At 31.8% G+C, this 26,744-nt stretch carries 24 protein-coding genes; 15 read left to right on the top strand and 9 right to left on the bottom strand.

Going from position 1 to position 26,744, the window contains the following annotated elements:
* Positions 1-352: 352 nt before the first annotated feature.
* The gene (locus HZR23_RS03985; protein ID WP_132848371.1) at positions 353-1,138 is read left to right on the top strand and encodes a DUF368 domain-containing protein; all 786 of its coding nucleotides are present in this window, start codon (positions 353-355) and stop codon (positions 1,136-1,138) included.
* Positions 1,139-1,360: 222 nt separating this feature from the next.
* Here HZR23_RS03985 and HZR23_RS03980 read toward each other — a convergent pair whose 3' ends face one another.
* Positions 1,361-2,404 carry an NAD-dependent epimerase/dehydratase family protein gene (locus tag HZR23_RS03980; protein WP_132848372.1) on the bottom strand — a complete coding sequence of 348 codons (1,044 nt, stop codon included), beginning with the start codon at positions 2,402-2,404 and terminating at the stop codon, positions 1,361-1,363.
* Between the two features lie 244 nt (positions 2,405-2,648).
* Here HZR23_RS03980 and HZR23_RS03975 point away from each other — a divergent pair, with 244 nt between their 5' ends.
* The 8 genes from HZR23_RS03975 to HZR23_RS03940 all read left to right on the top strand — a co-directional run bounded on the left by HZR23_RS03975 (position 2,649) and on the right by HZR23_RS03940 (position 11,853).
* On the top strand, positions 2,649-3,788 hold the full coding sequence (locus HZR23_RS03975; protein ID WP_243098215.1) for an efflux RND transporter periplasmic adaptor subunit: 1,140 nt from the start codon (positions 2,649-2,651) through the stop codon (positions 3,786-3,788).
* A gap of 2 nt (positions 3,789-3,790) precedes the next feature.
* Complete coding sequence (locus HZR23_RS03970) at positions 3,791-6,916, top strand: efflux RND transporter permease subunit (protein WP_132848374.1); 3,126 nt, start codon at positions 3,791-3,793, stop codon at positions 6,914-6,916.
* A gap of 217 nt (positions 6,917-7,133) precedes the next feature.
* Positions 7,134-8,396: an MEDS domain-containing protein gene (locus HZR23_RS03965; protein ID WP_165913675.1), complete on the top strand. Its 1,263-nt coding sequence runs from the start codon at positions 7,134-7,136 to the stop codon at positions 8,394-8,396.
* 77 nt (positions 8,397-8,473) lie between these two features.
* On the top strand, positions 8,474-9,043 hold the full coding sequence (locus HZR23_RS03960; protein ID WP_207667872.1) for a sensor histidine kinase: 570 nt from the start codon (positions 8,474-8,476) through the stop codon (positions 9,041-9,043).
* Positions 9,044-9,045: 2 nt separating this feature from the next.
* On the top strand, positions 9,046-9,231 hold the full coding sequence (locus tag HZR23_RS03955; RefSeq protein ID WP_132848377.1) for an aspartyl-phosphate phosphatase Spo0E family protein: 186 nt from the start codon (positions 9,046-9,048) through the stop codon (positions 9,229-9,231).
* Positions 9,232-9,429: 198 nt separating this feature from the next.
* Positions 9,430-10,356, top strand: a complete 927-nt coding sequence (locus tag HZR23_RS03950; protein ID WP_132848378.1) for a hypothetical protein — start codon at positions 9,430-9,432, stop codon at positions 10,354-10,356.
* A 79-nt stretch (positions 10,357-10,435) separates the two neighbouring features.
* A complete protein-coding gene (locus tag HZR23_RS03945; RefSeq protein WP_132848379.1) occupies positions 10,436-11,263 on the top strand; it encodes a Nif3-like dinuclear metal center hexameric protein in 828 nt (275 codons plus the stop codon).
* Positions 11,264-11,385: 122 nt separating this feature from the next.
* Positions 11,386-11,853: a VanZ family protein gene (locus HZR23_RS03940; protein WP_132848380.1), complete on the top strand. Its 468-nt coding sequence runs from the start codon at positions 11,386-11,388 to the stop codon at positions 11,851-11,853.
* A gap of 128 nt (positions 11,854-11,981) precedes the next feature.
* On the opposite strand, the gene HZR23_RS03935 is transcribed toward HZR23_RS03940, so the two are convergent.
* The 5 genes from HZR23_RS03935 to HZR23_RS03915 form a co-directional block, all read right to left on the bottom strand.
* Positions 11,982-13,223, bottom strand: coding sequence for an efflux RND transporter periplasmic adaptor subunit (locus HZR23_RS03935; protein ID WP_132848381.1), 1,242 nt, complete (start codon positions 13,221-13,223; stop codon positions 11,982-11,984).
* 36 nt (positions 13,224-13,259) lie between these two features.
* Positions 13,260-15,623: an ABC transporter permease gene (locus HZR23_RS03930; RefSeq protein ID WP_243098216.1), complete on the bottom strand. Its 2,364-nt coding sequence runs from the start codon at positions 15,621-15,623 to the stop codon at positions 13,260-13,262.
* Positions 15,617-16,342: an ABC transporter ATP-binding protein gene (locus HZR23_RS03925; protein WP_132848382.1), complete on the bottom strand. Its 726-nt coding sequence runs from the start codon at positions 16,340-16,342 to the stop codon at positions 15,617-15,619. Before HZR23_RS03925 ends, HZR23_RS03930 begins: the two co-directional genes overlap by 7 nt.
* Positions 16,320-16,916 carry a TetR/AcrR family transcriptional regulator gene (locus HZR23_RS03920; RefSeq protein WP_243098217.1) on the bottom strand — a complete coding sequence of 199 codons (597 nt, stop codon included), beginning with the start codon at positions 16,914-16,916 and terminating at the stop codon, positions 16,320-16,322. The genes HZR23_RS03925 and HZR23_RS03920 overlap by 23 nt, the downstream gene beginning before the upstream one ends.
* 275 nt (positions 16,917-17,191) lie before the next feature.
* Positions 17,192-17,788, bottom strand: a complete 597-nt coding sequence (locus HZR23_RS03915) for a hypothetical protein (protein ID WP_132848383.1) — start codon at positions 17,786-17,788, stop codon at positions 17,192-17,194.
* Between the two features lie 253 nt (positions 17,789-18,041).
* Here HZR23_RS03915 and HZR23_RS03910 point away from each other — a divergent pair, with 253 nt between their 5' ends.
* The 3 genes from HZR23_RS03910 to HZR23_RS03900 are packed head-to-tail and all read left to right on the top strand — an operon-like array spanning position 18,042 to position 19,131.
* Positions 18,042-18,608, top strand: coding sequence for a sigma-70 family RNA polymerase sigma factor (locus HZR23_RS03910; RefSeq protein WP_132848384.1), 567 nt, complete (start codon positions 18,042-18,044; stop codon positions 18,606-18,608).
* Positions 18,609-18,654: 46 nt separating this feature from the next.
* Positions 18,655-18,876, top strand: a complete 222-nt coding sequence (locus HZR23_RS03905; RefSeq protein ID WP_132848385.1) for a DUF1659 domain-containing protein — start codon at positions 18,655-18,657, stop codon at positions 18,874-18,876.
* Between the two features lie 36 nt (positions 18,877-18,912).
* Positions 18,913-19,131 carry a DUF2922 domain-containing protein gene (locus HZR23_RS03900; protein ID WP_132848386.1) on the top strand — a complete coding sequence of 73 codons (219 nt, stop codon included), beginning with the start codon at positions 18,913-18,915 and terminating at the stop codon, positions 19,129-19,131.
* Between the two features lie 241 nt (positions 19,132-19,372).
* Here HZR23_RS03900 and HZR23_RS17995 read toward each other — a convergent pair whose 3' ends face one another.
* The gene (locus HZR23_RS17995; protein ID WP_408641303.1) at positions 19,373-19,498 is read right to left on the bottom strand and encodes an AbrB/MazE/SpoVT family DNA-binding domain-containing protein; all 126 of its coding nucleotides are present in this window, start codon (positions 19,496-19,498) and stop codon (positions 19,373-19,375) included.
* 249 nt (positions 19,499-19,747) lie between these two features.
* Between HZR23_RS17995 and HZR23_RS03890 the strand changes: the two genes are divergently transcribed.
* Together HZR23_RS03890 and ndk are read left to right on the top strand one after the other, a co-directional pair.
* Positions 19,748-22,999, top strand: a complete 3,252-nt coding sequence (locus HZR23_RS03890) for a DEAD/DEAH box helicase (protein ID WP_132848387.1) — start codon at positions 19,748-19,750, stop codon at positions 22,997-22,999.
* 66 nt (positions 23,000-23,065) lie between these two features.
* On the top strand, positions 23,066-23,467 hold the full coding sequence (ndk, locus tag HZR23_RS03885) for a nucleoside-diphosphate kinase (RefSeq protein WP_132848388.1): 402 nt from the start codon (positions 23,066-23,068) through the stop codon (positions 23,465-23,467).
* 133 nt (positions 23,468-23,600) lie between these two features.
* Here ndk and HZR23_RS03880 read toward each other — a convergent pair whose 3' ends face one another.
* Both HZR23_RS03880 and HZR23_RS03875 read right to left on the bottom strand, forming a co-directional pair.
* Positions 23,601-24,494 carry a hypothetical protein gene (locus HZR23_RS03880; protein ID WP_132848389.1) on the bottom strand — a complete coding sequence of 298 codons (894 nt, stop codon included), beginning with the start codon at positions 24,492-24,494 and terminating at the stop codon, positions 23,601-23,603.
* A gap of 21 nt (positions 24,495-24,515) precedes the next feature.
* Positions 24,516-24,884 (bottom strand): response regulator, encoded by a 369-nt coding sequence (locus HZR23_RS03875; RefSeq protein WP_132848390.1) that lies wholly within the window; start codon positions 24,882-24,884, stop codon positions 24,516-24,518.
* Positions 24,885-25,096: 212 nt separating this feature from the next.
* Here HZR23_RS03875 and HZR23_RS03870 point away from each other — a divergent pair, with 212 nt between their 5' ends.
* Positions 25,097-26,434: a CoA-disulfide reductase gene (locus tag HZR23_RS03870; protein ID WP_132848391.1), complete on the top strand. Its 1,338-nt coding sequence runs from the start codon at positions 25,097-25,099 to the stop codon at positions 26,432-26,434.
* The last annotated feature ends 310 nt before the right edge of the window (positions 26,435-26,744 follow it).

The following is a 26,744-nucleotide window of genomic DNA, read 5'->3' as shown; positions in this document are numbered from 1 at the left end:
GAAAAGTAAATGGTTCTTCAAAGTAACTACTAAACCAGGTGCTATTATTTTCATAAGCAGCAAAGAACAGTATCTAAAAATAGCTGAGTCTACAATATTTAGAGCTAACTTTACAAGAGCAAAGTAGTGTTTGAACGTAAGTTTGTAATAAATACTAGTGAATTATTGGTAGTATACAAATTTAAAATATATTTAAAAACATTTTTTCCTAAGTAACTTTTATATTACTTAGTGTTCTAGAAATATAATGTTATTTTTATGGAAAATTATCTAATGTATCTGGGCTGGGGTTTTTGGTATAACTAGGAGTGTAAAAAATAGCTTTTTTTAAAATTTTAGGGGGATTAAACAAATGGAAAAGATAGTAGATGAAGCTTTAGAGCTTAATGAACATCAACTCCAATTATTTATTAAGGGAATAATACTTGGTATAGGAATGACTCTTCCCGGCATAAGTGGGGGAACAATATTGCTGTTATTTGGTATGCACGAACGTATATTAAGTGGAATATTTAAAATCCCTATAAAGTCATACATATCTCTGGGGACAGGTACCCTAATAGGTGGTTTTACAGGCGTATATTTGCTCTCATATTTATTTGAGTTTCATAAAAGTGCTACCTCATCATTTATTTTAGGCTGCATTGTTATGTCAATCCCCTTTATTCTTAAAAGAAGTACAGGATTTTCAAAAAGAAATAACCTTATACTTGTTATCGGAGTAATTTTAGCATATATCATAATGTACATGCCAACTCTAAAAAATGTGGGAAGCATTACAATAGGACAAACCTTTATAGCAGGATTTATATCTAGTATAGCTATGATGATACCAGGAATTTCTGGGAGCTCTATTTTGGTTGTTTTAGGTATTTATGAAGAAATTCTATTAGTTGTAAGAGAGCTTAGGTTCGTAAGCATATCTGTTTTTGTAATTGGAGCAGGGTTTGGACTAATCACAATAAGTCAGGTGTTAAAAACCTTATTTGCTAAATTTCAATCTGAAATTTTGTTCTTTTTTTCAGGCCTTATTTTAGGGTCATCAAAAATCCTTTTTCCTGAACAGTTATCTATAATTTCAATTATTACTTTTATAGCAGGCGTAGGGATTGTATATAAGTGTGGGAACTATCGCTAAATGACAAAGAAATATTTTTAATAACTGCGATCCATATATAATCAATTGCTTTTGAGAAATTAGATTTAATATATATTAAATAGAATATCGTTATAAAAAAGCTTGATTGTTGAAGGTAAAATATATGTATCAGAATTTTTATTGGAAACTATATTATCAAAAGTAATTATTTAATACAATGAGTACCAAAAACAACTATTTGCAAAGTGTGTTGTTTTTGGTTTAAAAAAATATTTTGGCCAGCTTTAATATCCCTTGTTTCCAGGGTACTCTGTGGGATACGCCTGATTGGTTTTCAAAGTTTTCTAGATTTTCTATATACCATTTATAGTTTCTAATTAAAGCATCCTTATTAGAGTATTTAGTTTTAAATCCTAGTATTTTTTCTGCTTTTTCTATAGATACGAATGAATCCTTTGAAGCGGTTTCGTATACCCATTTATATAGGGGTGATAGATTAAGTCTTTCTAGCAATCTCAGAGTAACTATCATAGGAGCAGCTGGAAAAGGCTTAATTCTTTTTCCATAGCCTGCATAATCTAATACTACCTGATAATCCTCTTTCATTGTTGTAAATTCTTTAGCCCCTATATTAAATGTATCATTTACAATTTCCTTATCTAATGTAGCAGTTAAGTAGATTGCATTACATAGATCCTCAACATCTAAAAATTGATATCTATTTCTTCCACTACCTATCATTGGGAAGCCTTTTCCATCCTTTGCCCAATCATAAAATAGTGCAAAAACACCTAGACGTTCAGGACCTATAAAGGACTTAGGTCTAATAATTGGAACACACATCCCTCTTTCCCTATATTCTAAACAAACCTCTTCTGCTAATATTTTAGCTTCACCGTATGGTCCAACACCTACTAATTTATCATCCTCTAATAGCGGATGATGATCTGGAATTCCATATACAGCTGTGGATGAAATATGTACTACTCTTTCAACTTTATGTTTTAATGCGGATTCTAAAATATTTCTAGTACCGTCCACATCCGTTGAAAATATCTCATCCTTTGTATATAGAGGTAGGGCTGCTGCTGAATGGACAACTATATCTATATTTTCCATAGCCTTATCAACTATTTTTTTATCTCTAATATCCCCCTTTATTTCTTTTATTCTATTTTTCTCTTGATAATTAAAATCCTTTATGTCTAAAGAAGTTATTGTATGTCCTTTATCTAAAAGGTATCTAATTAAGTTGATACCTAGAAATCCCGAGCCACCTGTTACTAAGTAATGTTTCTTCTCCATAAATGGTACCTCCATTAGTTTAGTATCTGTAATATAGTTTGTCATAAATACTGTTCATTTATTAAATAAAAGCATAGTTGGGTCAACTTATAATATGTAAGTGTTTGCTTATTTTCATTTTTTATTTTGCTTTTTATTATGTTTTTTATTTTTACCTTATTTTTTATATTTGTTCATATTGAGTTAATATTCCACTGATATACTATGGAAGCATTTATTCCATAGGAAAGCAGGAGGTATTAAAGTGAAAAGAACCGTAATTTATATTATAGTAGTTATAGTTTTAATAGGTGCAGTACTAACAACAAGAAATTTAAGTAAAAAAAATAATGTGGTACAGGAAACGGTGACAGAGAAAGTAGCCTATGTTCCTGTTGAGGTTGAGAGTATAAAAAAGGATACCATAGGAAAAGAAATAAGTTTAAATGGTAAAGTATTTGCAAATGAAGAAGTTATGGTGATACCACAAATGCCAGGTACAGTAGTTAGTAAAAATGTAAATCTTGGTGACTATGTTAGAAAAGGTGATGTGCTATTTGTTTTAAAACAGGATGATATTTTAAGGAGCATAGAACAGGCATCTAATTCATTACAGACAGCGAAAATACAGTATGAAACAACTAGGGAAAGATACTTAGATGCTCTTCTAGCGTTAGAAAGAACAAAGTCACTTTATGAAGCAGGAGCTGTTTCCAAATCTCAGTTAGAGCAGGCTGAAATGGCAGCTTCAGATAAATCTTTACAAACCGCAGAAATTCAAGTTCGTCAGGCAGAGAAGGCCTATGATCAGGCTAGTAGTGCTTTAGATAATACATTAGTTATAGCACCTATAAGTGGTGTAATTTCTAGTTTAAGTGCTATAGAGAGCCAGTTAGTTAGCAGTGCACAACCTGTAGCAACTATAATTGATATAGACAAGGTTAGTTTACAGTTTGATGTAGCGGAAAACATGATTAATAGATTATATATTGGGCAGGAAGTAACCGTAGATATACCATCATCCTTAGAAGGTGAGCTAAAGGGGAAAATAGATTTTATTAGTACCGCTGCAGATGCTAGAACTCAATTGTATAAAGTAAAGGTAAATATTACAAATAAAGACCATAGAATTAAGCCTGGAATGAGTGGATCTATAAAGTTTAATATAGAAAGTCGTCAGGATGTATTGGTAGTAAGAAGTAGGGCAATTATTGACAGTGAAGGTGAAAAATTAGTATATGTTGTAGAAGATGAAAAAGCAGTTCAAAAAGAGGTTGTACTTGGTTTAGACACAGGCTTATATATAGAAGTAAAAGAAGGCCTAAAAGAGGGGGATGTAGTAATTATAAAAGGACAGCAATATGTTGTAGAGGGTCAGTCAGTGAAAGTAGTTAGGGGTGAGTAGTTATGAACTTTTCTAAGTTATCAGTAAAAAGGCCAGTTATGATCACAATGATTATGCTAATAATTGTTTTACTTGGTGGAATATCCTTAACTAAGTTACCCGTAGATTTATATCCAGCTATGGAAATACCCGTGGCTATAGTAAGTACGTCCTATTCAGGAGTTGGACCCCATGAAATAGAAAACCTTATAACTAGACCAATAGAAGGGGCCATATCTACGGTAAGTAATATAGATAATATTTCTTCCAGATCTTCTTTAGGAAGCTCAGTTGTTATAGTTCAATTTAACTATGGAACGGATATGAACTTTGCTACTTTAGAAATGAGAGAAAAAATAGATTTAATAAAAGGGTTTTTACCTGATGGTATTAATAATCCTATGGTATTAACTATAGATCCTAATGCCTTTCCAATTATTCAATTATCTTTAACTAATGGCGAAGATTTAGCTGCATTACAAATTTTAGCTGAAGACACTATTAAGCCTAGAATTGAAAGAATAGAAGGCGTTGCTTCTGTAGATGTAACAGGAGGATATACAAACGAAATTCATGTTAGGGCAAATCAACAGATGTTAAATAGTCTAGGTGTAAACTTAACACAATTAGCCCAGATTATAGGTGCATCGAATATGAATTTACCCGGTGGTAATGTTATTCATGGAGAGAAAGAGCTAACTATAAGAACAATGGGTGAGTTTAAAACTATTGAGGAAATTAGAGAAACTCCCGTAACTCTTCCAGGTGGAGCTATTGTTTTATTAGGTGATTTAGCAGAAATAGAATTAACACCAAAGCAAGTAAGTACAATTTCAAGAACAAATGGTAAGGATAGTATAAATATTTCTATACAAAAGCAATCTGATAGTAATACAGTAGCTGTAGCTTCTTTAGTTCATGAAGAGATAGAGAAGCTTAGAAACGAATATGGGAATGTGGAAATTACGATTGTATCAGATGAATCTAAATATATAACTGGAGCAATAGACAATGTATTTAAAAGTGTTATTTTAGGTGGAATCTTTGCCATATTAGTACTTTATTTGTTTTTAAGAAACATTAGATCTACCTTAATAATAGGTACATCTATTCCTATTGCTGTTATAGCAACCTTTGCACTACTATACTTTGGTAATATTACACTAAATCTTATGACTTTAGGGGGATTAGCCCTAGGGGTTGGTATGCTTGTAGATAATGCAATAGTTGTGCTAGAAAATATTTATCGTCTAAGAACTGAAGGATACTCAAGAAAAGAAGCCGCAAGTCTAGGGGCATCTGAGGTTGCAATGGCAGTTACGGCTTCGACCCTTACTACAATAGCTGTATTTTTACCAATAGTATTTGTAGAAGGAATGATTTCAAGCTTTTTCAAAGAGTTGGCCCTAGCAGTAACCTTTTCATTAGTTGCATCTTTAGTAGTCTCATTAACCTTAATACCGATGTTATCTTCTAAGATGTTAAAGGTTGATAATACTGATGTTAAAGAGAGAAAAGGCATAAGAAAGCTATTTAAATATTTTTACGATACTTTTGATAAAGTATTTATTGGATTAGAAAATGCATATAAAAATGTGCTTAATTGGAGCTTAGGCCATAGAAAAATAACTATTTTTCTAGCTATATTAATTTTTATAGGAAGTTTATCCTCAGTATTTTTTATAGGTTTTGAATTTTTCCCTCAATCTGATGAAGGGCAAGTAAATATAAGTGTGTCATTACCTACTGGGGCTGAGCTTCACGAAATAAATGAAGTACTTTTAGAAATAGAAGAGAATATAAAGTCCGTTGAAGAGATTGATATAGTATTTTCCTCTGCTGGTGGTGGAGGCCTTATGGGCATGGGTGGAGGCGGAGCTAATGTTACAGTTACTCTAACGAAACTTAAGGAAAGGGAAAGAAGCTCAAAGGAAGTAGCTGATGAGATTAGACAGCTAGTAAAGGATATTCCAGGGGCAGAAATAGCTGTATCCGAAGCCTCAAACGCCATGGGGGGTATGGGTGGAGATCCAATTAGTATTAGTATTAAAGGGGATAATCTAGAGACATTACAGGAAATATCAGAGGATTTTAAAAGGCTAGTGGAATCTGTTAATGATACAAGGGAAATAACTACTAGTTTTAGTGAAGGAATACCAGAGGTACTAATATATATTGATAAGCATAATGCTGCTACCTACGGTTTAACAACTGCTCAAATAGCAAATAGTGTTAGAAATGCAACTACAGGGATTACAGCTACTAGGTTTAAAAGCAATGGTGATGAAATAGACGTAATTATTAAGGGAGAAGAGAACGTAAAGGAAAGTCTAAGAAATCTTGAGCAAATGAGTATACCAACAAATACTGGGGGTAATATACCTTTAAATCAGGTTGCTAATGTAGCTGTAGAACTAGGACCTATAAGAATAAATAGGCAGGATCAACAAAGGGTTGTAAGCATTAGTGGGCAAATTGGTGATAGGGATTTAAGAAGTGTTACACAAGATATTGATAATTTACTGAAGACTTATGAAATGCCTAATGGATATAGCTATACTTTAGGGGGTCAAAATCAACAAATGAATGATGCCTTTGCTGATTTAACCTTAGCACTAGTTTTAGCTATAGTACTAATCTATATGGTAATGGCAGCACAATTTGAATCATTACTGCATCCTTTTACTATTATACTATCAGTTCCAATCGCTTTAGCAGGGGCCCTATTAGGACTTTTAATTACTGGGAAGGCCTTAGGTATAACTGCATTAATAGGGGTTATTATTTTAGCAGGTATAGTTGTTAATAATGGTATTGTACTGGTGGATTATATTAATACCTTAAGAGAGGCAGGAAAGGACAGAGCTGAAGCTATTACTACGGCTGGAAGGGTAAGATTAAGGCCTATACTGATGACGACTTTAACTACAATCTTAGGTTTATTGCCACTTTCAATAGGAATCGGAGAGGGAGCTGAGATGCAGGCACCTATGGGAATTGTAGTTATATCCGGATTACTATTATCAACGGTATTAACCCTGGTATTAATACCTATAGTATATACGGTTGTTGATGATATTTCAGTTAGAGTTAAAGCAAAGGTTAAAGGAAGAAAGAAAGAAGAAAAAGAGCTGCTTGGACATCAATAAATAATTATATTTACTATAGGTCTCCCTTAGCTAGCTAAGGGAGTTCTTTGTATGAATAAATTTTTTATTAAATTATATCATTAGTAGATGTGCCGTAAAGGAATTTAGGACATTAGTGTAGAATAATAAAAAATCTGTATTATTTTTCAAAATTACTCATATAAATACAAATCTAACTGTTTAAATTTAACCCATTGCGACTAAAGGAGAAATGACCATGGTGAAAAATGATTTATATAATGAGTATTCCAGTATAGGATATGGAGACCATATCTGTTTATTTTACGCAACAATTGAAGATTACAAATATGTTGCCATTAACTATATTATAGATGGATTAATAAACAACAATAAAGTTGTATGTGTAGTTCACGAATATCCAAAGGACTTATTAATACAGGATTTAATTTATAAAAACATTGATGCCAATAAATTTATTAATGTAGGACAATTAGAGATATTTAGTATTAATGATAAATATTTAGGGGAAAACGGATTTGTAATATCAAATTGGCATGAAAAACAACAATCAGCCATTAATGAGGGATATAAAGGTATTAGAGTAATGGGAGAAGCTATATTTGCCCTTCATGAAGATTATGGGCTAGATAAGCTTATGGAGTATGAACTTAAATGTAATAGTATAGATAGAGATAAACAAGTAGCTATGTGCATTTATAACAAAAAGGAGTTTCCTGAATATGTTTTAGAGGATATGGCTCATAAGCATAGCGTTATAATAAACGAAAGGCAGTTAATAAAGCCTAACCCCTATTTTATTGGATATGATAAGCTAGTAGAGCAATATATGAAAAAAATAGCAATGAAAAAACATCTATCACTGGGAGTGAGTAATAAGTACCCAATCGGAACAAATAGTATAAAGAAAAATAGGGAAGCTGCAATACTAAAGCATGTTATATCCTCAACTGGTGATGGTGTTTGGGAATGGGATTTACAAACAACAAAGGTTTTTCTAAACGAAAGCTTTTTACGTATGCTTGGATATCCAAATAAAGAGGTTATAGTTGAATCAAAAAGACTATTAAGATTAGTACATCCTGAAGATAGTTTTGCATTTAGAAAGCAAGTGGAAGAGTGCTTTAAACAGGAGGTAGAGAATATTGATTACGAGTTAAGAATAAAAGATGCAAAGGGTAACTGGGTATGGTTTAACATAAGAGGGACAGTTACAGAAAGGGATGATGTAAGCGGAGAAGCCCTTAAAGCAGTAGGCGTATTTATTAACATCTCAGAGAAAAGAAAAATTAAAGAAGAACTAGACTTAAAAAATAACCTAGATAAAATAAAAACTGATTATTTCACAAACCTTTCTCATGAGCTTAGAACCCCGTTAAATGTAATCTTCGGTAGTTTACAACTGCAAAATATGTATATGAAAAACGATGCATCCAGTGAATACATTGATAAATATATTAAAATTCATAAACGAATGAAGCAAAATTGTTATAGGCTTTAAGGCTAGTTAACAATATAATTGATATGTCTAGAATCCATTCGGGAGTTTACAATCTAGACCTATATAATTATAATATAGTGGGGCTAATAAATAACATTATTTTATCTATAAAGGACTATAGTAAAGCTCATAACCTGAATGTTGAATTTTTCTCGAATGTGGATGAATGTATTATTGCCTGTGATCCAGAGAAAATAGAAAGGATAATGCTAAATCTGCTTTCTAATGCTATAAAATTTACAGAATCAGGTGGACATATCAAAGTAGACATTCATAAAAGCGAAGATGAAATTAAGATTTCTGTAAATGACTCTGGTATTGGAATACCAGAGGACAAGCTTATGTATATTTTTAATAGATTTTCACAGGTGGATAAAGGCTTACATAGAAACCGAGAAGGAAGTGGTATAGGCTTATCTTTAGTGAAATCCTTTGTAGATATGCATGAGGGTAAAATTAATGTGAGTAGTAAATTAGGTGAGGGGACTGAGTTTACTATTGTACTACCTGTAAGGGAAATTGAGGATAGATCCGGTAATGAACAACCTATAGATATTTCTCAATCAAATGTAGAAATAATGCAGATTGAGTTTGCAGATATATATAGAACAAGCATATTGAAACTTAATAAATTTTTAGGGGGATAAAGGTGGATTCAAAGGAGTTATATAAACTAATTATAGAAACTCAAGATAGTTTGTATAAGGTAATTGACAGCAATAACAATCTAATCGAGCCGGAGGTTGTTAAAAAAAGTCAAGAATTAGATAGACTACTGAATGAGTATAAGCAGCAGAAGGATCTAGAAAGAAGAGCACAGCTATCAGGTAAATAGGTAGAATACCTTCTCTAGTTATTTAAAGAGTCATGGCTAGTATATTAAAAGCTACTAGTTATGACTTTATTTATTTTGGGTAAATAGATTATATGTAGCTATGTACGAGTATATCTAATACACAAGTAGTAGGCGGTACTATAAATAAGCCTCTATACATAAATTAAAGTAAAGATATTTTAGAGGAGGTATATTGAAATGATAAATTCTATTGTTTGCTGGGGAAGAAGCAAGATAGGAAAATGTCATTTATTTAGCCTTGATACAAATGATGAACATGAAATGAAGGAAGCAAAGATATTAAAAAGACATATCTCGCTTTTACAATCTAATTTAAACATATGTATAGATAAAAATAGCTTAGAAGATGTAATAGAATTTAATGGAGATTATATAGATAAAAATTATATAAAAGCGTATAAGGAAGGGCAAACTTATTTTAAAGACTCAGATAATTATTTAGTAGATAAGCTAATAGATAGCCCCTGTGGTGCAATGTGTAAAGTTGGGGAAGTTGAAATAAAAAAACTTATGATTGATATTAAGGAAAGCATTAAAAAGTACAATTCAGATTTATCTATAATAAAGAAAGTACAAAATTATTGTAAGGCTGTTAGTCATAAGGATCATAGTAATGATAGTGTATTTTTCAAATTTGGAAGAGATAAGAATAAGGATTTAATAGCCTTCTACTTTAATATAAAAAGCTTTATTTTAAATGACAGGTATACAGCTGTTGAGCCCGCATTTGTTTTTTCTGGTGATGGAGAATATCCATTTCATAAACATACAGTACTCCATCTAAAGCGAGAGGGAGAGGAACCCAAAGTAATAATATGGGGGTTTCAATCTAATAATAGTAAAAGAGGCCATGGTGCCTTTATGCTCCGAAATTTAGAGGATTTAATAAGAAGAATTAATGAAAACATAAAGGTAATGAATATGTTAAATGGAAATCGTACATATGTAAGGGGACCAATAGAGGTAATATCTGCAGATGTTATACCTGGAAACATTCCATATAACAAATTAGTCGCCTTTTATAACAGAAATGGATTACCGACTATTACTCGAATGAGTGACGGTTACGGAGTAACTATAGAAATATATAAGCATATTAATTAAGGAATAATATTAAATTTAAGTATTATTTTGGTATAATAAACAATGATAATTTATTTTATATTGACAGGAGGTAATCACATTGAATACAAAGGAAATAATGGATATAGCCTTAGAACTTGCTGGTTTAGACCAGGTGCCACCGGACTCTGGTGTTATTGTAGAAGGGGAAAATATTAAAAAGGTAGCTATAGGTATTGATATGGAACTAGCTGAAATGATGCTAGCAAGAGAATTAGGTGTAGATTTGGTTATTACACATCATCCAACAGGAGGAAGTCCAAGAATTGATTTACATAAGGTAATGGATAATCAAATAGATAGGATGGTTCAGGCTGGAGTTCCAATAAATAAGGCCCAGAAGGCTTTAAGTGAAAAAAAGGCAGAGATCCAAAGAGGCTTTCATGTATCAAACTACGATAGAGCTGTTTCAACTGCAAAACTGTTAAATATGCCATTCATAGGAGTACATTCACCAACAGATATTTTAGCAGAAAGAAAAGTCCAGGGGGTTTTAGATTCAAAGCTAGGGGTTAACCCTAAGTCCACACTTCAAGACGTTATTGACGCCCTAGAGACTCTTCCAGAATATAAAAAAACCTTAGCTAAGCCAACAATAATTGTTGGTAGTAAAAATGATTACGCAGGTAGAGTTTTTGTTACTATGGCAGGTGGAACCGGTGGGGGAATAAACGTAGCAAAGGCATATTTTGAAGCAGGAATCGGTACCCTAGTGGTTATGCATATGCCAGAGGATGTAATAAAGGCTATAAAAGAGCAAAATATAGGAAATGTAATTATTGCAGGACATATGGCAAGTGATTCTGTAGGAATTAATGAATTTGCAAATGCATTAGAAAATAAAGGTATTGAAATATTAAGAATGAGTGGATTAATCGATCCAAAATAGAGAATAATAAACCCTTCATTAATTTTTAATTAATTGAGGGGTTTTAACATTTCAATTGCATACTTTTCTTAGAAAAGTATTAAAATTTAATATAGACATTATTTTGAAAGGAAAGTTATATATTGAAAAAAATATTATGGTGGGGTTTTGTTATAGTCTGGGTTATGGTTATTTTCTATTTTTCTAGTAGACCAGGATATATTTCAAGAGATCAAAGCTTAAAAATTGCGGAGCGAGTAGAGGATGTGGCTGCTGTTATAGAGTATAGGTTTGAGCTAGATATTTTAGCTAGGTATAATCTCCATAATATAGTTAGAAAAAATGCACATATTTTTAACTATTTTATTCTATCAATAATTATTATATTTGCCCTTAACCACACAGGGATAGAAGGCATAAAAAAATACACCTACACTTGGCTTATAGGAAATCTAATTGCTGTACTAGATGAGCTATACCAAAGCTTTATTCCAGGAAGAAGCGGTGTTTTAAAGGATGTATTTATTGATAATATAGGGATAATCTTAGGAATTCTTTTATATTTTATTTTAGTAAATATTAGAAATTATAGACGTAAGGAGTTTATATAAAGCTGATTTAATTTTTGAATTTTATCCTTTCGTTAAATTTATATAAATTTATAAAATGTTATAGAAAAACTCTTTCTAACAATTTATTATTAGAAAGAGTTTTCAATTGAATAATTATTTACTTGTAACTATAACTCAGAGGCTTTAATAGCCACTCCTTCACTAAGCTTGTCGCTTGGAGATACAATAACTTCCTCACCTTCACTTAAACCACTAATTATTTCAACTAACCTTTGGGCTTCCATACCCTTTTCAATTTCTCTAATTACTGCCCTATTATTTTCATTTATAAAAACATAATCTTTTCCATCTAAAAAGAAAACGGCATTTTTAGGAACTAATAAAACATTTTCCTTTCTAGAAGTAACAATTTTCATATCTAAATTATAGCCTGGTCTTAGTTTTTCAAAATTATCCTTCATAGTAACTTCTACTTTTACTCTTTTTTGCTGGATACCTAAGTCAGAAACCTTACTAAAGGCCTGGGGATGGATTTTCCTAACAACTCCAGAAGCCCCGTCAATTCCTAAATCTTTACTGTGTATTTCAACGATAGAACCCTCGGATATATTTACTATTTCACCTACTAAAATATCTCCTTCTAAATAGAGCTCACCTTTATCCCCTATACCCATTAAATTAAGTCCTGGTTGAACAAAGCTTCCAACTTCAATAGGCTTTGAGATTACTGTACCATTTATAGTTGATACAAGAGTAAATTCTTTCATCCTTTGGGTTAATTCTTCGATTTGAACATCGATTTGACGAAGCTGTGACTCAAACTGCTTTGATTTATCACCAACAATATTTCTTTTAGCCATTTCTAAATCTAAATTTAAGCTAGTAAGAGTAGACTGTTCAACCTCAAGCTTTGTTTGTGCTAATTGATATTCTTGCTGACTTATAGCTCCTGCATCATAAAGTTTTTTACTATTATTAGCAGTCTTTTCAGCATCTGTCACCTTATTTTCCATAATGCTAATTTGTAATTTTAGCTTCTCAATTTCTTTATTCGTCATGTCAGTAACTTCGTTATATTGAGATAATAAGGCTAATTTACTTTGCTCAAGTATGCTAATTTGAGTTAATATAGACTGATTATCTATAGTTAATAAAATATCACCTATTTTAACTGTATCTCCTACATCTACGAAGACATCATTAACTTTTCCTGCAACGGATGAATATATATTAACTTGATTTTCAAGATTAACCTCACCTAGTTCTTCAACATACTCCGTAATATCACCAAGTACAACTTTAGTTGTATTTACTTCTATTGCTTTATTTTTACCACCTATTGCTATTGATACTACTGTTAGTACTAATATAATTCCAGCAATGACTATTATCTTTTTCTTATTTTTCACCTAATTCACACTCCTTTTTTAGAATAAGCTTCAAAACTAGGAAACTCTATTTTTTAGTGCATCTAAAAAGTTTATTTTATAAATCTTTCTAATTGTTGCAAGCTGAGCAGTCGTTACAAATACAAGTGTTGCAATGGCAGTTATAACATAGGTCTTAGGCTCAATAATTAGTGGTATACCAATCATATCTACTGATATTGAAGATACTATACCCCCACACATTACATATCCTACAGGTATGCCAAGTAAAATTCCTAGTATACTCATAAATCCATTTTCTCGGCTTACCATTTTATAGATTTCTTTTTTATCAAAGCCCATCACCCTTAAAGAGGCAAATTCCATAGTTCTTTCTGTAATACTAATAATTGTAATGTTATAAACTATGGCGAAGCCTAATATACCACCAAATAACATCATTATTCCTACAGAGTAAATAATCATATCCATAAACTCTAAGAAACTATTTATCATATCATCGACTGACTGTATTTGCCTTATATTTTTAACATCCCTAAGCTTTGAAACTACATCGTCCCGAGAGTCCATTAATACGCCTGTTATCATACCTTTTTCGCCTATTAAGTCATTTAAGGCATCAATGCTCATATAGGCGTTTGTTCCTAAATACTGTTCAATAATACCAGTTACTACGATATAAGTATCATCCTTATCAGGCATAAAATTTTTAATGAGTATTTTATCTCCAACCTTAACCCCTAAGGAATTAGCCAAACGATCAGCTAAAATTATGCCATCCTCTGGTAAGATAACAGTCTTTCCATTAGGACTTTTAAAATTGTAGAATTCTGTATTTTCTAATAAACCTACAGTAACTACAGTCTTTTTTCTCCAACCATTACGGAGTTCAAAAGGGACTTCCGCTTTGGGTTCTACCTTATCTATATCAACAATCTTTGATAACTCTCTTATGGCATTACTAGTCATAGGAACTGTGAAGTCAACACTATAACCCATAGTTTGAAATTCACCGTAATGCAGTGAAAATAAATTGGTCCACACAGAAGACATAAAGATTGGAACCATAGTTATACCATATGTTAGTGCAATCCCTAGCACTAAGAAAGCTGCTCTTTTTTTATTTCTCATAATATTTCGGATAACCATTTTCCAGCTAAATGTGATTTTACTCCATAATTTCTTAAATCGTTCTAAAAAGATTCTTCCACCAGACTTAGGGGCCTCTGGCTTCATAGAGTCTGCAGGTAAAATATTAAGTACACTTCTAGCTCCAATTAATCCTGATATTATACAAAAGGCACTTGTTAACAACACACCATAAACAAAATAAATATAATAGACCTTCATTTGAAACGTAGGAATATTCATAAACTGAATATACAGGCTAGTGAACGACATGGATAGTGGGATACTTAACAAAATCCCGAGTATTGATCCTACTAACCCTATTGCTAAGGAAAACTTCGTATAATGCAGCATTATTTGAAAATTCGAGTAACCCAAAGCCTTCATTACACCGATAGACATTCTATCGTTTTTCACTATTCTAGAAAGCATAATATTAATAATTATAGCTGCAACAACTAAAAATAATAGGGTGATTGCAGTGGACATCATATCTAATTGTTCTACTTCCTGCATCATCATACTGTGGCTTAACTGATCTTCTCTCTTTACTGTTCGCCTTACCCCATAGCGGTCTAATTCATCTTCAATTTCGTCAATAATACTATCGATTTTATGGGCATAACCTTCTTTAATCTTAATAACTATTTCATTATAGCTACCCTGGTACCCTAAGACTGTTTGAGCAAAATCCTCAGTTACATATATTACACCAAATTTCTCTGGGGCAGGTAGTAGACTTTGCTCATTTTCCATAAGATATATATACTCTGGGCTACCAACTATACCAACTACATCTAAAGGCACCTCCCGGCCACCTATATAGGGTGTTATTTTATCATCTATTTGAATACCCCTAGCATCGGAAAACTGTTTAAGTACCACTGCAGTTTTCGAGTCATTAGATATACGGTCCCCATCTAAAATATAGAAGTCGTTAATTATAAAATTCTCATCCGGAATGGATGTAAGTCTAACAGTCACCTTCTCCTCAGGATCCTCTACCCGTAAAGGTACGTCACTGCTGATTCTTCCTTGAGCTAGGTCAACCCCTTCGATATTGTGGAGCTGATCAATAGCGGTTTTTGGTACCCTTACAACTTCAACAAAAACATCTCCAAAGTTAGTTGCGTCATAAAACTGGAATATAGAGTCATATAGGTTATCTCCTACCATGCTAAAGGAAACATAGATTGTTAAAGCTAAAATAACCGTTAATGAGATTGAAATAAATTGTCCCTTTGAATTTTTTATTAGCCTTAATAGCCTTATATCTAATTTTTTCACTACCACTCAATCCCTTCAGGATGAATTGGATTCTTATTTATTTTAACTTCCGTAATTTCACCACTTCTCATTTTAATTACTCTATCAGCCATATCTCCAATAGGCACGTTATGTGTAATTATTACAACTGTTTTATTATATTTTTGATTAATTTCCTTTAATAGAGTTAGTATTTTAATACCTGTTTTAAAGTCTAGAGCCCCCGTAGGCTCATCACATAGTAGTAAAGCTGGATTTTTAGCAACAGCCCTTGCTATAGCAACCCTTTGTTGTTCCCCACCACTCATTTGGGCAGGAAAATGGTCTTTTCTATCTCCTAAGCCTACAGCTTCCATCACCTCATCAATATCTAATGCACCCTTACAAATTTCCGTTGCTAACTCAACATTTTCCTTTGCAGTAAGGTTAGACATTAAATTATAGAACTGAAATACGAAACCAATCTTCTCCCGTCTATATGCGGTCAGTTTAGAGTCATTATAATTAGTTATATTTTCACCTTCCATAATGACGGTTCCTTCAGAAGGTAAATCCATTCCACCTAAAATGTTTAGTAAAGTACTTTTCCCTGAACCACTGGGACCTAGAATAACAACAAATTCTCCCTTAAGCAGCTCTAAGGATATATTTTTTGCTGCTGCAACAGTCACTTCCCCCATTTGATATAGTTTACTTACGTTTTCTACTTTCATTATTACATTATCAGTCAACCTTGCCCCCTCCATTTCCAAATAATCCATATTTTAAGAAGTCATAAAAATCTTCAGCAAATGATTGTACTTCTTCCTGACTATTTATTTTACATGCGAACTTTTCTGAAAAGGATTCCACAATCATTGAAAGCATATCTATAGCAAATTCTACGTTTAAATTTCTAATCTCGCCCTTTTCAACACCTTCTCTAATAATGTCGCCGTATATTTTTTTAATAGCTCTTAGTTTTTCAGCCATAACTTTTTCAGTTATTAGGGGTATAGTCATAACATCCTTATAAAATGCCATGGAATAGTCCTGGGAAGCCTCTAAACTATGGGTTAATATATAGTCTATCTTTTCAATTGTCCCATTTTTAGTTTTAAGCTGCTCTTCTAGATAGTTAGTATGAATAGCCATTAAGGACATTAAAACCTCTAAAAATAACTCTTCCTTGGAATTGAAATGTTTATAGATAGTCATTTTACTAATGCCAGCTTCTTTAGCAATTTCATCCAACGTAATATTTTTATACCCATATTCTATAAATAGTTTACTTGCAGTTTCAATTAATCTATTATATTTAATTTCACTTTGCTTAATCATAAGTCAATCCTCCAGATTTAACTTTGTACTATTATAGTATTATAGTACAATTTTATAGTATCATAATTTTGGTGTTCATTACAATAATATTTAATTTAAATGTAAAAATATGTAGATAGTATAAACTTGCCTATATAGTAAGTATATTCTAGCTCGGTACATTTAACTTCCATTGGGTTTTAAATGTATGTTATTTTCTTGATCCTGAACTAAATTTTAATTTTATTCATAAAAAGGTACTAGCTTTGTAACTAGTACCCGTTATAAACACTTTACTAACTAAATTGATTGTTTTTTTTATGTCTAACTATGCTTTCAATCAAACACTTTTGAGTATGGAGAATTTCTTCTTTTAGTTTCTCTAAATCAGCTTTGGTGACTGGATAATCATAAGCAGTATTACTATTTGCTGAGTCCATAAATCTATGACATATGCTTGCCTGGGAATACCTCTTTTTAATAGTATCAACAGAATTTAGACTTTTAATTTTGATGCCATTGTTAAGATATATATAAGGCTTGCTACTACTTATCTCTTTTATTGAATAAAAGTTGATATAGCTTATGGAGGGGTCCTTAGGAACTATTGGAGTTTTTGTCTTTATAGGGATTAATAAGAGGGACTTAGTTATCGGTAAGGGCATGTAGTATTTATTGTGAATATATGTTTGTTGTTTTTTTCTAAGTAACTTTAAATCAATAGCATAGAATTCTGCAATTTCTCTTAAAACAGATGAAACGGATTTATGAATAATTATAGGCTTACCACAATTAAGAATCAGTTTTGTTGAATTGCCCACGTTATTAATTGTTTCTGTTAGAACACAAGCAATTGTTTCATTATTATCTAATATGTTTTGAATTTTAGTCAAAATCTCACCCCTAGAATTTTTAGTAATTACTTAAATTCGAAATTTCAAAATAATATAAGCAGAGCCCATTAGTTTTAACTAGTTGGCTCAATTTTTGATTTAAAGAAGAAGTGGAAATAAAGATTATTTCCTAATGAATTAGTAGATTTGCTAACTGAATTATTTCTAATCTAAAATATGACAATCCTATGGTTTTCGCTACAATATTGTTGCCGGCAAATATTAAAGATATATTTCTAAGGATGTGTAGAGATTGTCAGTTCAAGAATTGGTTGAAAAGGCACTGATCGGAGAACATGTCTCCGTAGAGAGTCTAATAGGGCATTTACGACCACTAATTTTATCTTCTATGAAAAGGTATGGAGGAATAGGTGGTTTTGATGAGGATGCATATAGCGAAGGTGTTCTTATTGTATTAGAAAGCTTAAAGGAATTTGATAAGGATAAGGGCGTTCATTATTTAGGCTTTATTAAAGTAAAGCTTAAGCACTACTTTTTAAATAGGAGTAGAAAAAATAAAAATATCTATTCTTTAGATGCTCCTGTGGATAAAGACGAGGAATTAACATATTTAGACACAATTGTTGATAAGCTTGTGGATATACCCGGGTATTGTGTTAACAAAGAAGAGGTTATCCACATAAAAGAAGCAATTAATGCCTTAACTAAAACACAAAGAGAAATTATTGAGGATTACTATTTTAATGATATGACCTTAAATGACATAGGAATTAAAAGAAATATACATTTAGTTTCAGTTGCAAAGATAAAGGCATCCGCACTAAAAAAATTAAGAAAAAAGTTAAAATATATATGCTAAAGATTATGTCTAGAAAACATTTATTAAGTAGATAGGAGGTGAAGGAATGCCAGTATCAGTAGTAAGTGAAACTTCAAGATTAAGAGTTCGATTAGTAGAAGCCATTGATGATAATGGAAATGAAAAGCTATCAACAAGGACTTTTGGAAACGTAAAACCTGATGTGGATAATGAAACACTATATAATGTAATGCTAGATATTTTAGGACTTCAAGAAAAGCCAGTTAACTCAATTTTTAGAGTAAAAGAGGAAGAGCTTAGAGGATAGATATAAAAGAGTATAAAGCTACTGGGAGGTGAGGGCTTGAGCAGGACTTTAGAGATGGTGTTTAAAAATAATCAAAATAAAATAGTAAGAATTAATATAGTTAACGCAAAGGAAAATCTTACAGGAGCTGAAGTAAAGGCTGTTATGGAAAAGATTATAGCTGAAGGGATATTTATACCGGGAGATCAGCAATTAATTGAAATAGATGGGGCTGTTGTAGTTAGTGTAAATAAAGAGGAGCTTGAATTAGCATAGATTTAAAAAAGCTGGAGAGTAATTTTCCAGCTTTTTTAAATAATTTATAAAACCATCTCGTATTTCAACATCCCTAAGCGCCTACTAGATCGGAAATAAAATAGCCGAAATGATTACATTAGTATCAATCATTATTCTCATATTTTTTCTCCTGAGCTTCTTTCCTCACTTCTTTAACTAAATTTGCAATATCTTCTTCTGAGTAAATACCGACTTATTCCGCCACACTCTTCATTTAATTTTATATTTTCTCGAGAGATATAATTGATGCGTTGGCAAATATAATTTTATCCCCCTCCTGAATAAAAAGAACTTTGTCCCCTTCTTTAAGTTTTAATCTCTTTCTTATCGCTATTGGTATTGTAATTTGTCCTTTTCATGTAATTTTAGCCATTTCCATAATTTTTTCCTCCTTCTTTTTATATTCTCCTTGCTTTCCTTACTTCCGTAATATCATATTATGTGGGATTTTTATTAATATATCTCACAAAGTTTTACTTCAATATATGTATAACGCCTATCTATACATTAATATTTTATAGTTTTTCTTCAAAAGTGAATAATCATTAGATATAATTATAATAATGTGATAATAACGATAGAAAAGAGGATTTAGATGTTTAATATAGATGATGAGCTTTTAAGAGATATTGCAAGCTACCAAGGAGCATACACTAAGGGCGTACAATACTATAGACAAAGAAAAGTAACTAAGCTTACATTTGATCCTATTAAAAATAAATTTAAGGCTCAGGTAAATGGAACATATAACTATAAGGTAGAGGCGGAGTTTGATACGGAAGGGTCATTTTTGGATGGAGATTGCTCATGTCCTGCTCATGATGGTTACTATGGCCACTGCAAGCATATTGTAGCACTATTGTTAGATATAAAGGAGAAGGATCAAAGAGGGCTATTCTCAGAGAAAAAGGTAGAGCTATATTCAAACGAAATATTAGACTATTTTAAAAATATTAATAATGATAGAATACCTGTTAAATTAGAAATTACCCTTGAGATAAGTAAGGGTGGCTTTCGAAACGAAGATTTTAAATGCTTTTTAAGTTTAAGAATAGGGATAGATAGACTTTACATAGTTAAAAATATGAGGACTTTTATAAGCGCTATATATCGGAAGTTACCTATTAATTTCGGAGTTAATTTTACTTTTAATCCTGGCGAACATAAATTTAAGGATAGTGATCAAAAATTAATTGATATGATTGTAGAGATGTATGAGCATGAGCAGCTTGTGGATCACGATTACTATGGAAATAGTTCTAATCATCTATTTATGGGAAAACATATACAGCTTAGTACTAAGTCCTTTGAACGATTCTTAAAACTTCTTCAAACAGAGAATTTTGATAATATTAAATTCGAAATATTAGGTAGACCATATGGTAATTTACCTATTTATGAAGGTGAACTTCCTGTTCAGTTTATATTAGATAAGAAGAATAAAGATATGGAATTAAATCTATCAATAGACAAGAAGCTAATTCCTCTAGATTATGAGTCCAAATTATTTTTAACTGAGGACGGAATTTGTATAGTACCAGAGAAACAAAGAATGGGCATTAGGCCCTTTCTATCTAAAAAAATTAACGAGGATTTTAAATTAAAAATTCCAAAGGAAGAGGAAGAATCCTTTATAACAAATATTTTTCCTAGAATATGTGAAATAGGGGAAGTTGAAATTAGTAGTAGCCTAAAGGAGCAGATTTATAGTCCTGAATTAAAAAGTGAAATATATTTTGATAAAAAAGAAGATCAAATTGTTGCAAAGCTTATATGGTCATATGGGGATATTAAAATAAATCCGTTCACTACATTTAAAAGAGAAGAAAATGATAGAAGAATTTTAATTAGAGATATAGATAAGGAAAAAGCAATACTTGATTACTTCGAAAAAAATGAATTTAAAGTAAGAAATGGAGAGGCCTATTTACAGGATGAGGATTTAATTTTTAGCGTAATTAATAAAGGGTTTAAGGAATTACAAAAAAATACTGATATATATTATTCTGAGTCCTTTAAAACTATGGAAATAAAAGCCCCTTCATTGTTTAGTGGCGGTGTGAGATTTGATTCTGAGCTTGATCTATTAGAGTTTCATTTTGATATAGAGGGTATAAGTGATAAGGAATTAAAGGGTCTATTAAAATCTCTTAGAAAAAAGAAAAAATACTTTAGATTAAAGGAAGGCAGCTTTATTCCATTAGATGATAACTACATGTTAGGTTTAAATCAATTAATGGAAAGACTAGATATAACTGAAGATGATATTTTAAATAAGGTTATAGAACTACCGAAATATAAGGCCCTGTATTTTGATGAATTACTTAAGGAAAATGACCTGAGCTTTATAAAAAGAAATAAAGGTTTTAAGAAATTTATAGAGGATATTAAAGATTTTGATGATGTTGAATATATGGCACCAAAGGAAGTAGAAGGTGTTTTAAGAAAATATCAGCTTCAAGGTATGCGTTGGCTAAAGACCCTAACTAGATATGGCTTAGGTGGAATTTTAGCAGATGATATGGGCTTAGGAAAATCTCTACAAATATTAAGTTATTTGCTTTCAGAAAAAAATGAAAAAGGGAAGTCTACAGCTTTAATTGTTTCTCCTACTTCATTAGTATATAACTGGCTTAATGAAATAGAGAAGTTTACTCCACAGCTAAAAGCACTAGCTATAGTTGGCAATAAGGGAGAAAGAGAAGATATCTTAAAAATAGTAGATGAATATGATATTGTAATAACTTCATATCCATTAATAAGAAGAGATGCTGATTTATATGAGTCTATAAGCTTTAACTATTGTATTTTAGACGAGGCACAGCATATAAAAAATCCACTTTCACAAAGTGCAAAATCCGTAAAGGGCATTAAAGCAAAACATAAGTTTGCATTAACTGGAACCCCAATAGAGAACTCATTAACTGAGCTATGGTCAATTTTTGATTTTGTAATGCCTGGATATTTAGCCTCACATAACAAATTTAAAAATAGATTTGAAAAACCAATTATAAAGGATAGGGATGAAAATTCCTTAAAGGAGCTAGGTAAACTTATAAGGCCATTTCTCTTAAGAAGGCTAAAGAAACAGGTTTTAACAGAGCTTCCTGAAAAAACAGAGAGTAAAATGGTCACAGATTTAACTAGGGAACAAAAACAAGTATATTTAGCATATTTAAAAGAAATAAAGGGAGAAATAGAGGACGAGATTAAAAGAAACGGATTTGAGAGAAGTCAGATTAAAATCCTTGCGGGCTTAACTAGGCTTCGTCAGATTTGCTGCCATCCAGCGCTCTTTCTTGACAATTACAAAGGGGGCAGTGGAAAAATGGAGCTACTAAATGAACTTTTAGAATCCTATATGGAGACTGATAATAGAATTTTACTTTTTTCACAGTTTACTAGTAATTTAGCTTTAATTAAAGAGAGACTAGATGAATTAAATATTGACTATTTCTATTTAGATGGAAGCACTCCAATGATTGATAGGGGAGAAATGGTTAATAGATTTAATGAAGGCAAGGGCAAGATATTTTTAATTTCCTTAAGGGCTGGGGGCACTGGCTTAAACTTAACTGGAGCAGATACTGTTATTCATTTCGATCCATGGTGGAATCCAGCAGTAGAGGATCAGGCAACAGATAGGGCCTATAGGATAGGACAAAAGAACAGAGTACAGGTAATTAAGCTAATTACTAAGGGAACTATAGAAGAGAAAATTTTTGACTTGCAAGAAAAGAAAAAAGAAATGATAAATGCTGTAATACAGCCAGGAGAAACAATGCTATCTAAAATTACCTCTGAAGAGCTGCTGGATATATTAGATACAATTCTAGTTGGAGCTTAAGGAGAAAAACAAAGTATTTTATTTTTTAATTATATTAAATTATAGATAAAAGAGGAGGGAAAAGCAATGGAAAGATCTTTTGTAATGATTAAACCCGATGGAGTTGAGAGAAGATTAATAGGTGAAATTATTAGTCGATTTGAGAAAAAAGGATTTAAGATTGTACAGGGTAAAATTGTAACTGCTGACATAGTTACTGTAGAAAAACATTATGAAGAGCATAAGGATAAGCCGTTTTTTTCTAAATTAGTAGACTACATATTGGAAGGTCCAGTAATGCCGATGGTCTTAGAAGGGGAAAATGTAGTGGAGATTATTCGTCTTATGGTTGGAAATAAAGAGCCAAGGTTGGCTGCTCCGGGTACTATCCGAGGAGATTTTTCACACAGTGTTACTAAAAATATTATCCATGCCTCCGATAGTATAGAAAGTGCAGAGAGAGAAATTAGAATTTGGTTTGCTGAATAAATGTAATCATTGTGAATCTTAAGGGAATTAAGACAATAAAACTCCATCCAGAATAATCTTGGGTGGAGTTTGGAGCTTTTTTGTTTTTTTATTGTTTTTATGTGAAAGTTATTTAGTTTTGAGACACTGGTAGTTAGATTAAGCCCTGTACGATTAAAAACACTTGTCCAAACTTAGTCATAAATGGAACTAATATATTCTTATTAATATTAACCTTACTGAAATCTGTTAAGGTAGTTGGTGGGGTTAGGTTAATAATATAGTTTTCATCAGCCATATTTAGTGTGAATAGTCCATTAGTAAGGTTAAGATACTCTGAAACCGCTGCGTCTGCTAATTCATCTCTTTGGGTAATATTAATTTTAGAGTATGCCGATGCAAATTTGATATATGTATTTTCATCCATACCTAAATATGTATTAAAGGTATAATCCCCAGTAATACCTTGTTTAGCAAGAATGATATTTTCAGGAATTGTGACGTTTGGTTCCGTGTTTAAAAAGCTTTCACTATCAACAAAACGAACTAATTTTCTATAAAATAGGGTTACAAAGTCACATACAATATCTAATGAAATAATTCCTGATAAATCGTATTGAGATTTAATCAATGGGCTAACTAATTCATAAGTGGGGCCCTTATCTAAATGGGTAAGAGAATTATCTTTAACTACATCCTCATTATATAAATTAAGTATCTCTTCTAGCTTTTCTATGGTGAAAATTTCTAAATCTAATAGACTTTGACTTAATTGAACAGTACCGATTTTTTGTTGCTTCAATAAATCTTCTACATCAGCTTCAGATAAATAACCTAACTCTACAGCAATTTCCCCGAATCTCTTATCTGTCTGTTTTTGAATATTGTGTATTTTGTTAACTTGCTCTGCATTCATAAAACCATTATCCATTGCTAATATACCGAGTTTTACCCTAGTCGAACGGTTTTTATCAAGAACCTTGTTTAAGGTCTCCGCATCTATAAATCCTTTATTTAACAAAAAGTTTCCAAAATATTGATGCAACATTTTCTCACCCCTGGTTACAATTTATAGTGTTTCTAGTACTTTTTTAACACCTTCTTCATTCCATGGTTTCTGTATGAAGTTCATAGCCCCCGCCTTTAGGGCTTCTCTTAGCATAACTTGGTTACCTATGGATGAAATAATAACAACTTTCGCGTCCTGATCATAATCTTTTATTCTTTTTAAGCATTCTAAACCATCTACCTGGGGCATTACAATGTCTAAAAAAACTAAATCAGGATTATTGTCAATATACTTTTCAACTGCTTGTTCACCATCTGAGGCCTCAATAATTTCAAATGAAGAATTATAGTTTAACAGAAATTCTTTCAATTGCACCCGAACTAATAAGGAATCATCACATAATAATATTTTCTTACTTAAATCACTCATTAAATACACCCCTCATAATTTTGGAATAATAATGTAAAATAAAAACATATAGTAACATTATCCATGTTTAAATGATCAAGGTTAATAGGTATATTATACCATGATTTTGGATAAATCGTAAATTTTTTAAATAATATAGTAGTAGTATGAGGAAAAATGATGAATAAGGGTATGATATAATTATTATAAATATCACTGTGAGGTGTAAGTAAATGAAAAAAACATTAATTGTTGTTGGAGGTGATGCGGCGGGTATGAGTGCTGCATCAAAGGCAAGGAGACTTGATCTAAATTTAGATATAATTGTATTTGAAATGGGAGAGTATGTATCTTATTCAGCTTGTAGCTTACCCTATTATATTGCAGGAGTAACGACATCTAAAGAAAAACTATTTTCCAGAACTCCAGAAGAATTCGAGAAAAGTGATATTTCTGTGTATTTAAACCATGAGGTTACTTCAATTGATGTGAATCAAAAAACTGTCGATGTTTTAAACCATAACACCGGAGCTACGTTTACCCGGCCATATGATTATTTAATGTTTGCAACAGGTTCCCATTCCTTTGTACCACCAATACCTGGTGTAAAATTAGAAAATGTTTTAACTTTAAAAAATATACCAGATGCTGATTCTATAAAATATATGGTCTCAAAGGATAATATTAGAGACGTAGTAATTGTAGGTGGTGGATATATAGGACTGGAGTTAGTAGAAACTATGCTTCATCTAAATAAGAAGGTAAGGATTTTTCAACGACCAAAAGAATTGATGAATGTTATGGATGAGGAGTTTGGAGAGATAATTCGTGAAGAGCTCGAGAAACATGGTGTAGAAGTACATACAGATGAATCATTGACTGAAATATTAGGGGAAGAAAAAGCCACTGGCATTAAAACTGAAAAGGGAGAGTATTCAGCAGATTTAGTAATATTAGCTTTAGGTATCAAACCAGCTACAGAATTATTAAAGGATAGTGGTGCTGAGTTTTTAAAAAATGGGGCATTAGTAGTGGATGGATTTTCAAGAACCACTATACCATACGTTTATGCAGGCGGAGATTGTGCGTCAATTTATCATAAAATAAAGAAGAAAAATGTTTATTTACCCCTAGGGACTAATGCCAATAAGCAGGGTAGGATAGCAGGAGGACATATAGGTGGAGAAAAAGTAGAGTTTAAGGGGGCATTGGGTACTTCAGTATTAAAGGTAGTGGATTTATCCGTAGGCTTAACTGGATTAACGGAAAGAGAGGCTAAAGATTTAGGAATTAATTATGACACAGTCTTAGTTAAGACATCAAGCCACGCGGGAAGTTATCCAGGCAGAAAAAGAATTACGATAAAGCTTGTGTATAACAAAGATACACTGGTTTTATTAGGGGCACAAATGGCTGGGGAAGATGGAGTCGCAAAAAGACTAGATATATTTGCAGTGGCTATAGATCAGGAAATGACAACGGAAGATATAGGATATTTAGACCTTTGTTATGCCCCACCTTTTGCAACTGTTTGGGATGCAGTACAGGTTGCTGCTAATGCAGCTAAATAACAATAATTATTAAAGTGGAATAAATACCTATTAAGCGTATATTTATTGCACTTTTACTTTTTATAATAATTTAGACCTTTGTCCATGAGTGGAGAAGAATTTTTTATATGCAAATAAGAGTTAAGTTATTAAGAAAGAAGGCTCTAATATGATTTAAATGTAATAGTATATCCTTCGTAGAGTCATGGTTTTAAACAAAACCTACTATTTATTGTAATCACTTAAGTAGAGATATGATATATTTATAGGTATAGTTGAGACCCTGTTCTAGCTGCTCAATATAGAACCCTAATCATCGCTTAGATTGCTC

It is taken from the genome of Serpentinicella alkaliphila (assembly GCF_018141405.1).
GTDB classification, from domain to species: domain Bacteria; phylum Bacillota; class Clostridia; order Peptostreptococcales; family Natronincolaceae; genus Serpentinicella; species Serpentinicella alkaliphila.
This window is presented reverse-complemented; position numbering and strand designations above follow the sequence as displayed.

What these genes read in the sequence shown, in the direction of transcription:
- HZR23_RS03985 (WP_132848371.1), top strand. Translation starts at nt 353, where the DNA reads ATGGAAAAGATAGTAGATGAAGCTTTAGAGCTTAATGAACATCAACTC.
- HZR23_RS03980 (WP_132848372.1), bottom strand. Translation starts at nt 2,404, where the DNA reads ATGGAGAAGAAACATTACTTAGTAACAGGTGGCTCGGGATTTCTAGGT.
- HZR23_RS03970 (WP_132848374.1), top strand. Translation starts at nt 3,791, where the DNA reads ATGAACTTTTCTAAGTTATCAGTAAAAAGGCCAGTTATGATCACAATG.
- HZR23_RS03965 (WP_165913675.1), top strand. Translation starts at nt 7,134, where the DNA reads ATGGTGAAAAATGATTTATATAATGAGTATTCCAGTATAGGATATGGA.
- HZR23_RS03950 (WP_132848378.1), top strand. Translation starts at nt 9,430, where the DNA reads ATGATAAATTCTATTGTTTGCTGGGGAAGAAGCAAGATAGGAAAATGT.
- HZR23_RS03925 (WP_132848382.1), bottom strand. Translation starts at nt 16,342, where the DNA reads ATGGAGGGGGCAAGGTTGACTGATAATGTAATAATGAAAGTAGAAAAC.
- HZR23_RS03920 (WP_243098217.1), bottom strand. Translation starts at nt 16,916, where the DNA reads ATGATTAAGCAAAGTGAAATTAAATATAATAGATTAATTGAAACTGCA.
- HZR23_RS03905 (WP_132848385.1), top strand. Translation starts at nt 18,655, where the DNA reads ATGCCAGTATCAGTAGTAAGTGAAACTTCAAGATTAAGAGTTCGATTA.
- HZR23_RS03890 (WP_132848387.1), top strand. Translation starts at nt 19,748, where the DNA reads ATGTTTAATATAGATGATGAGCTTTTAAGAGATATTGCAAGCTACCAA.
- ndk (WP_132848388.1), top strand. Translation starts at nt 23,066, where the DNA reads ATGGAAAGATCTTTTGTAATGATTAAACCCGATGGAGTTGAGAGAAGA.
- HZR23_RS03880 (WP_132848389.1), bottom strand. Translation starts at nt 24,494, where the DNA reads ATGTTGCATCAATATTTTGGAAACTTTTTGTTAAATAAAGGATTTATA.
- HZR23_RS03875 (WP_132848390.1), bottom strand. Translation starts at nt 24,884, where the DNA reads ATGAGTGATTTAAGTAAGAAAATATTATTATGTGATGATTCCTTATTA.
- HZR23_RS03870 (WP_132848391.1), top strand. Translation starts at nt 25,097, where the DNA reads ATGAAAAAAACATTAATTGTTGTTGGAGGTGATGCGGCGGGTATGAGT.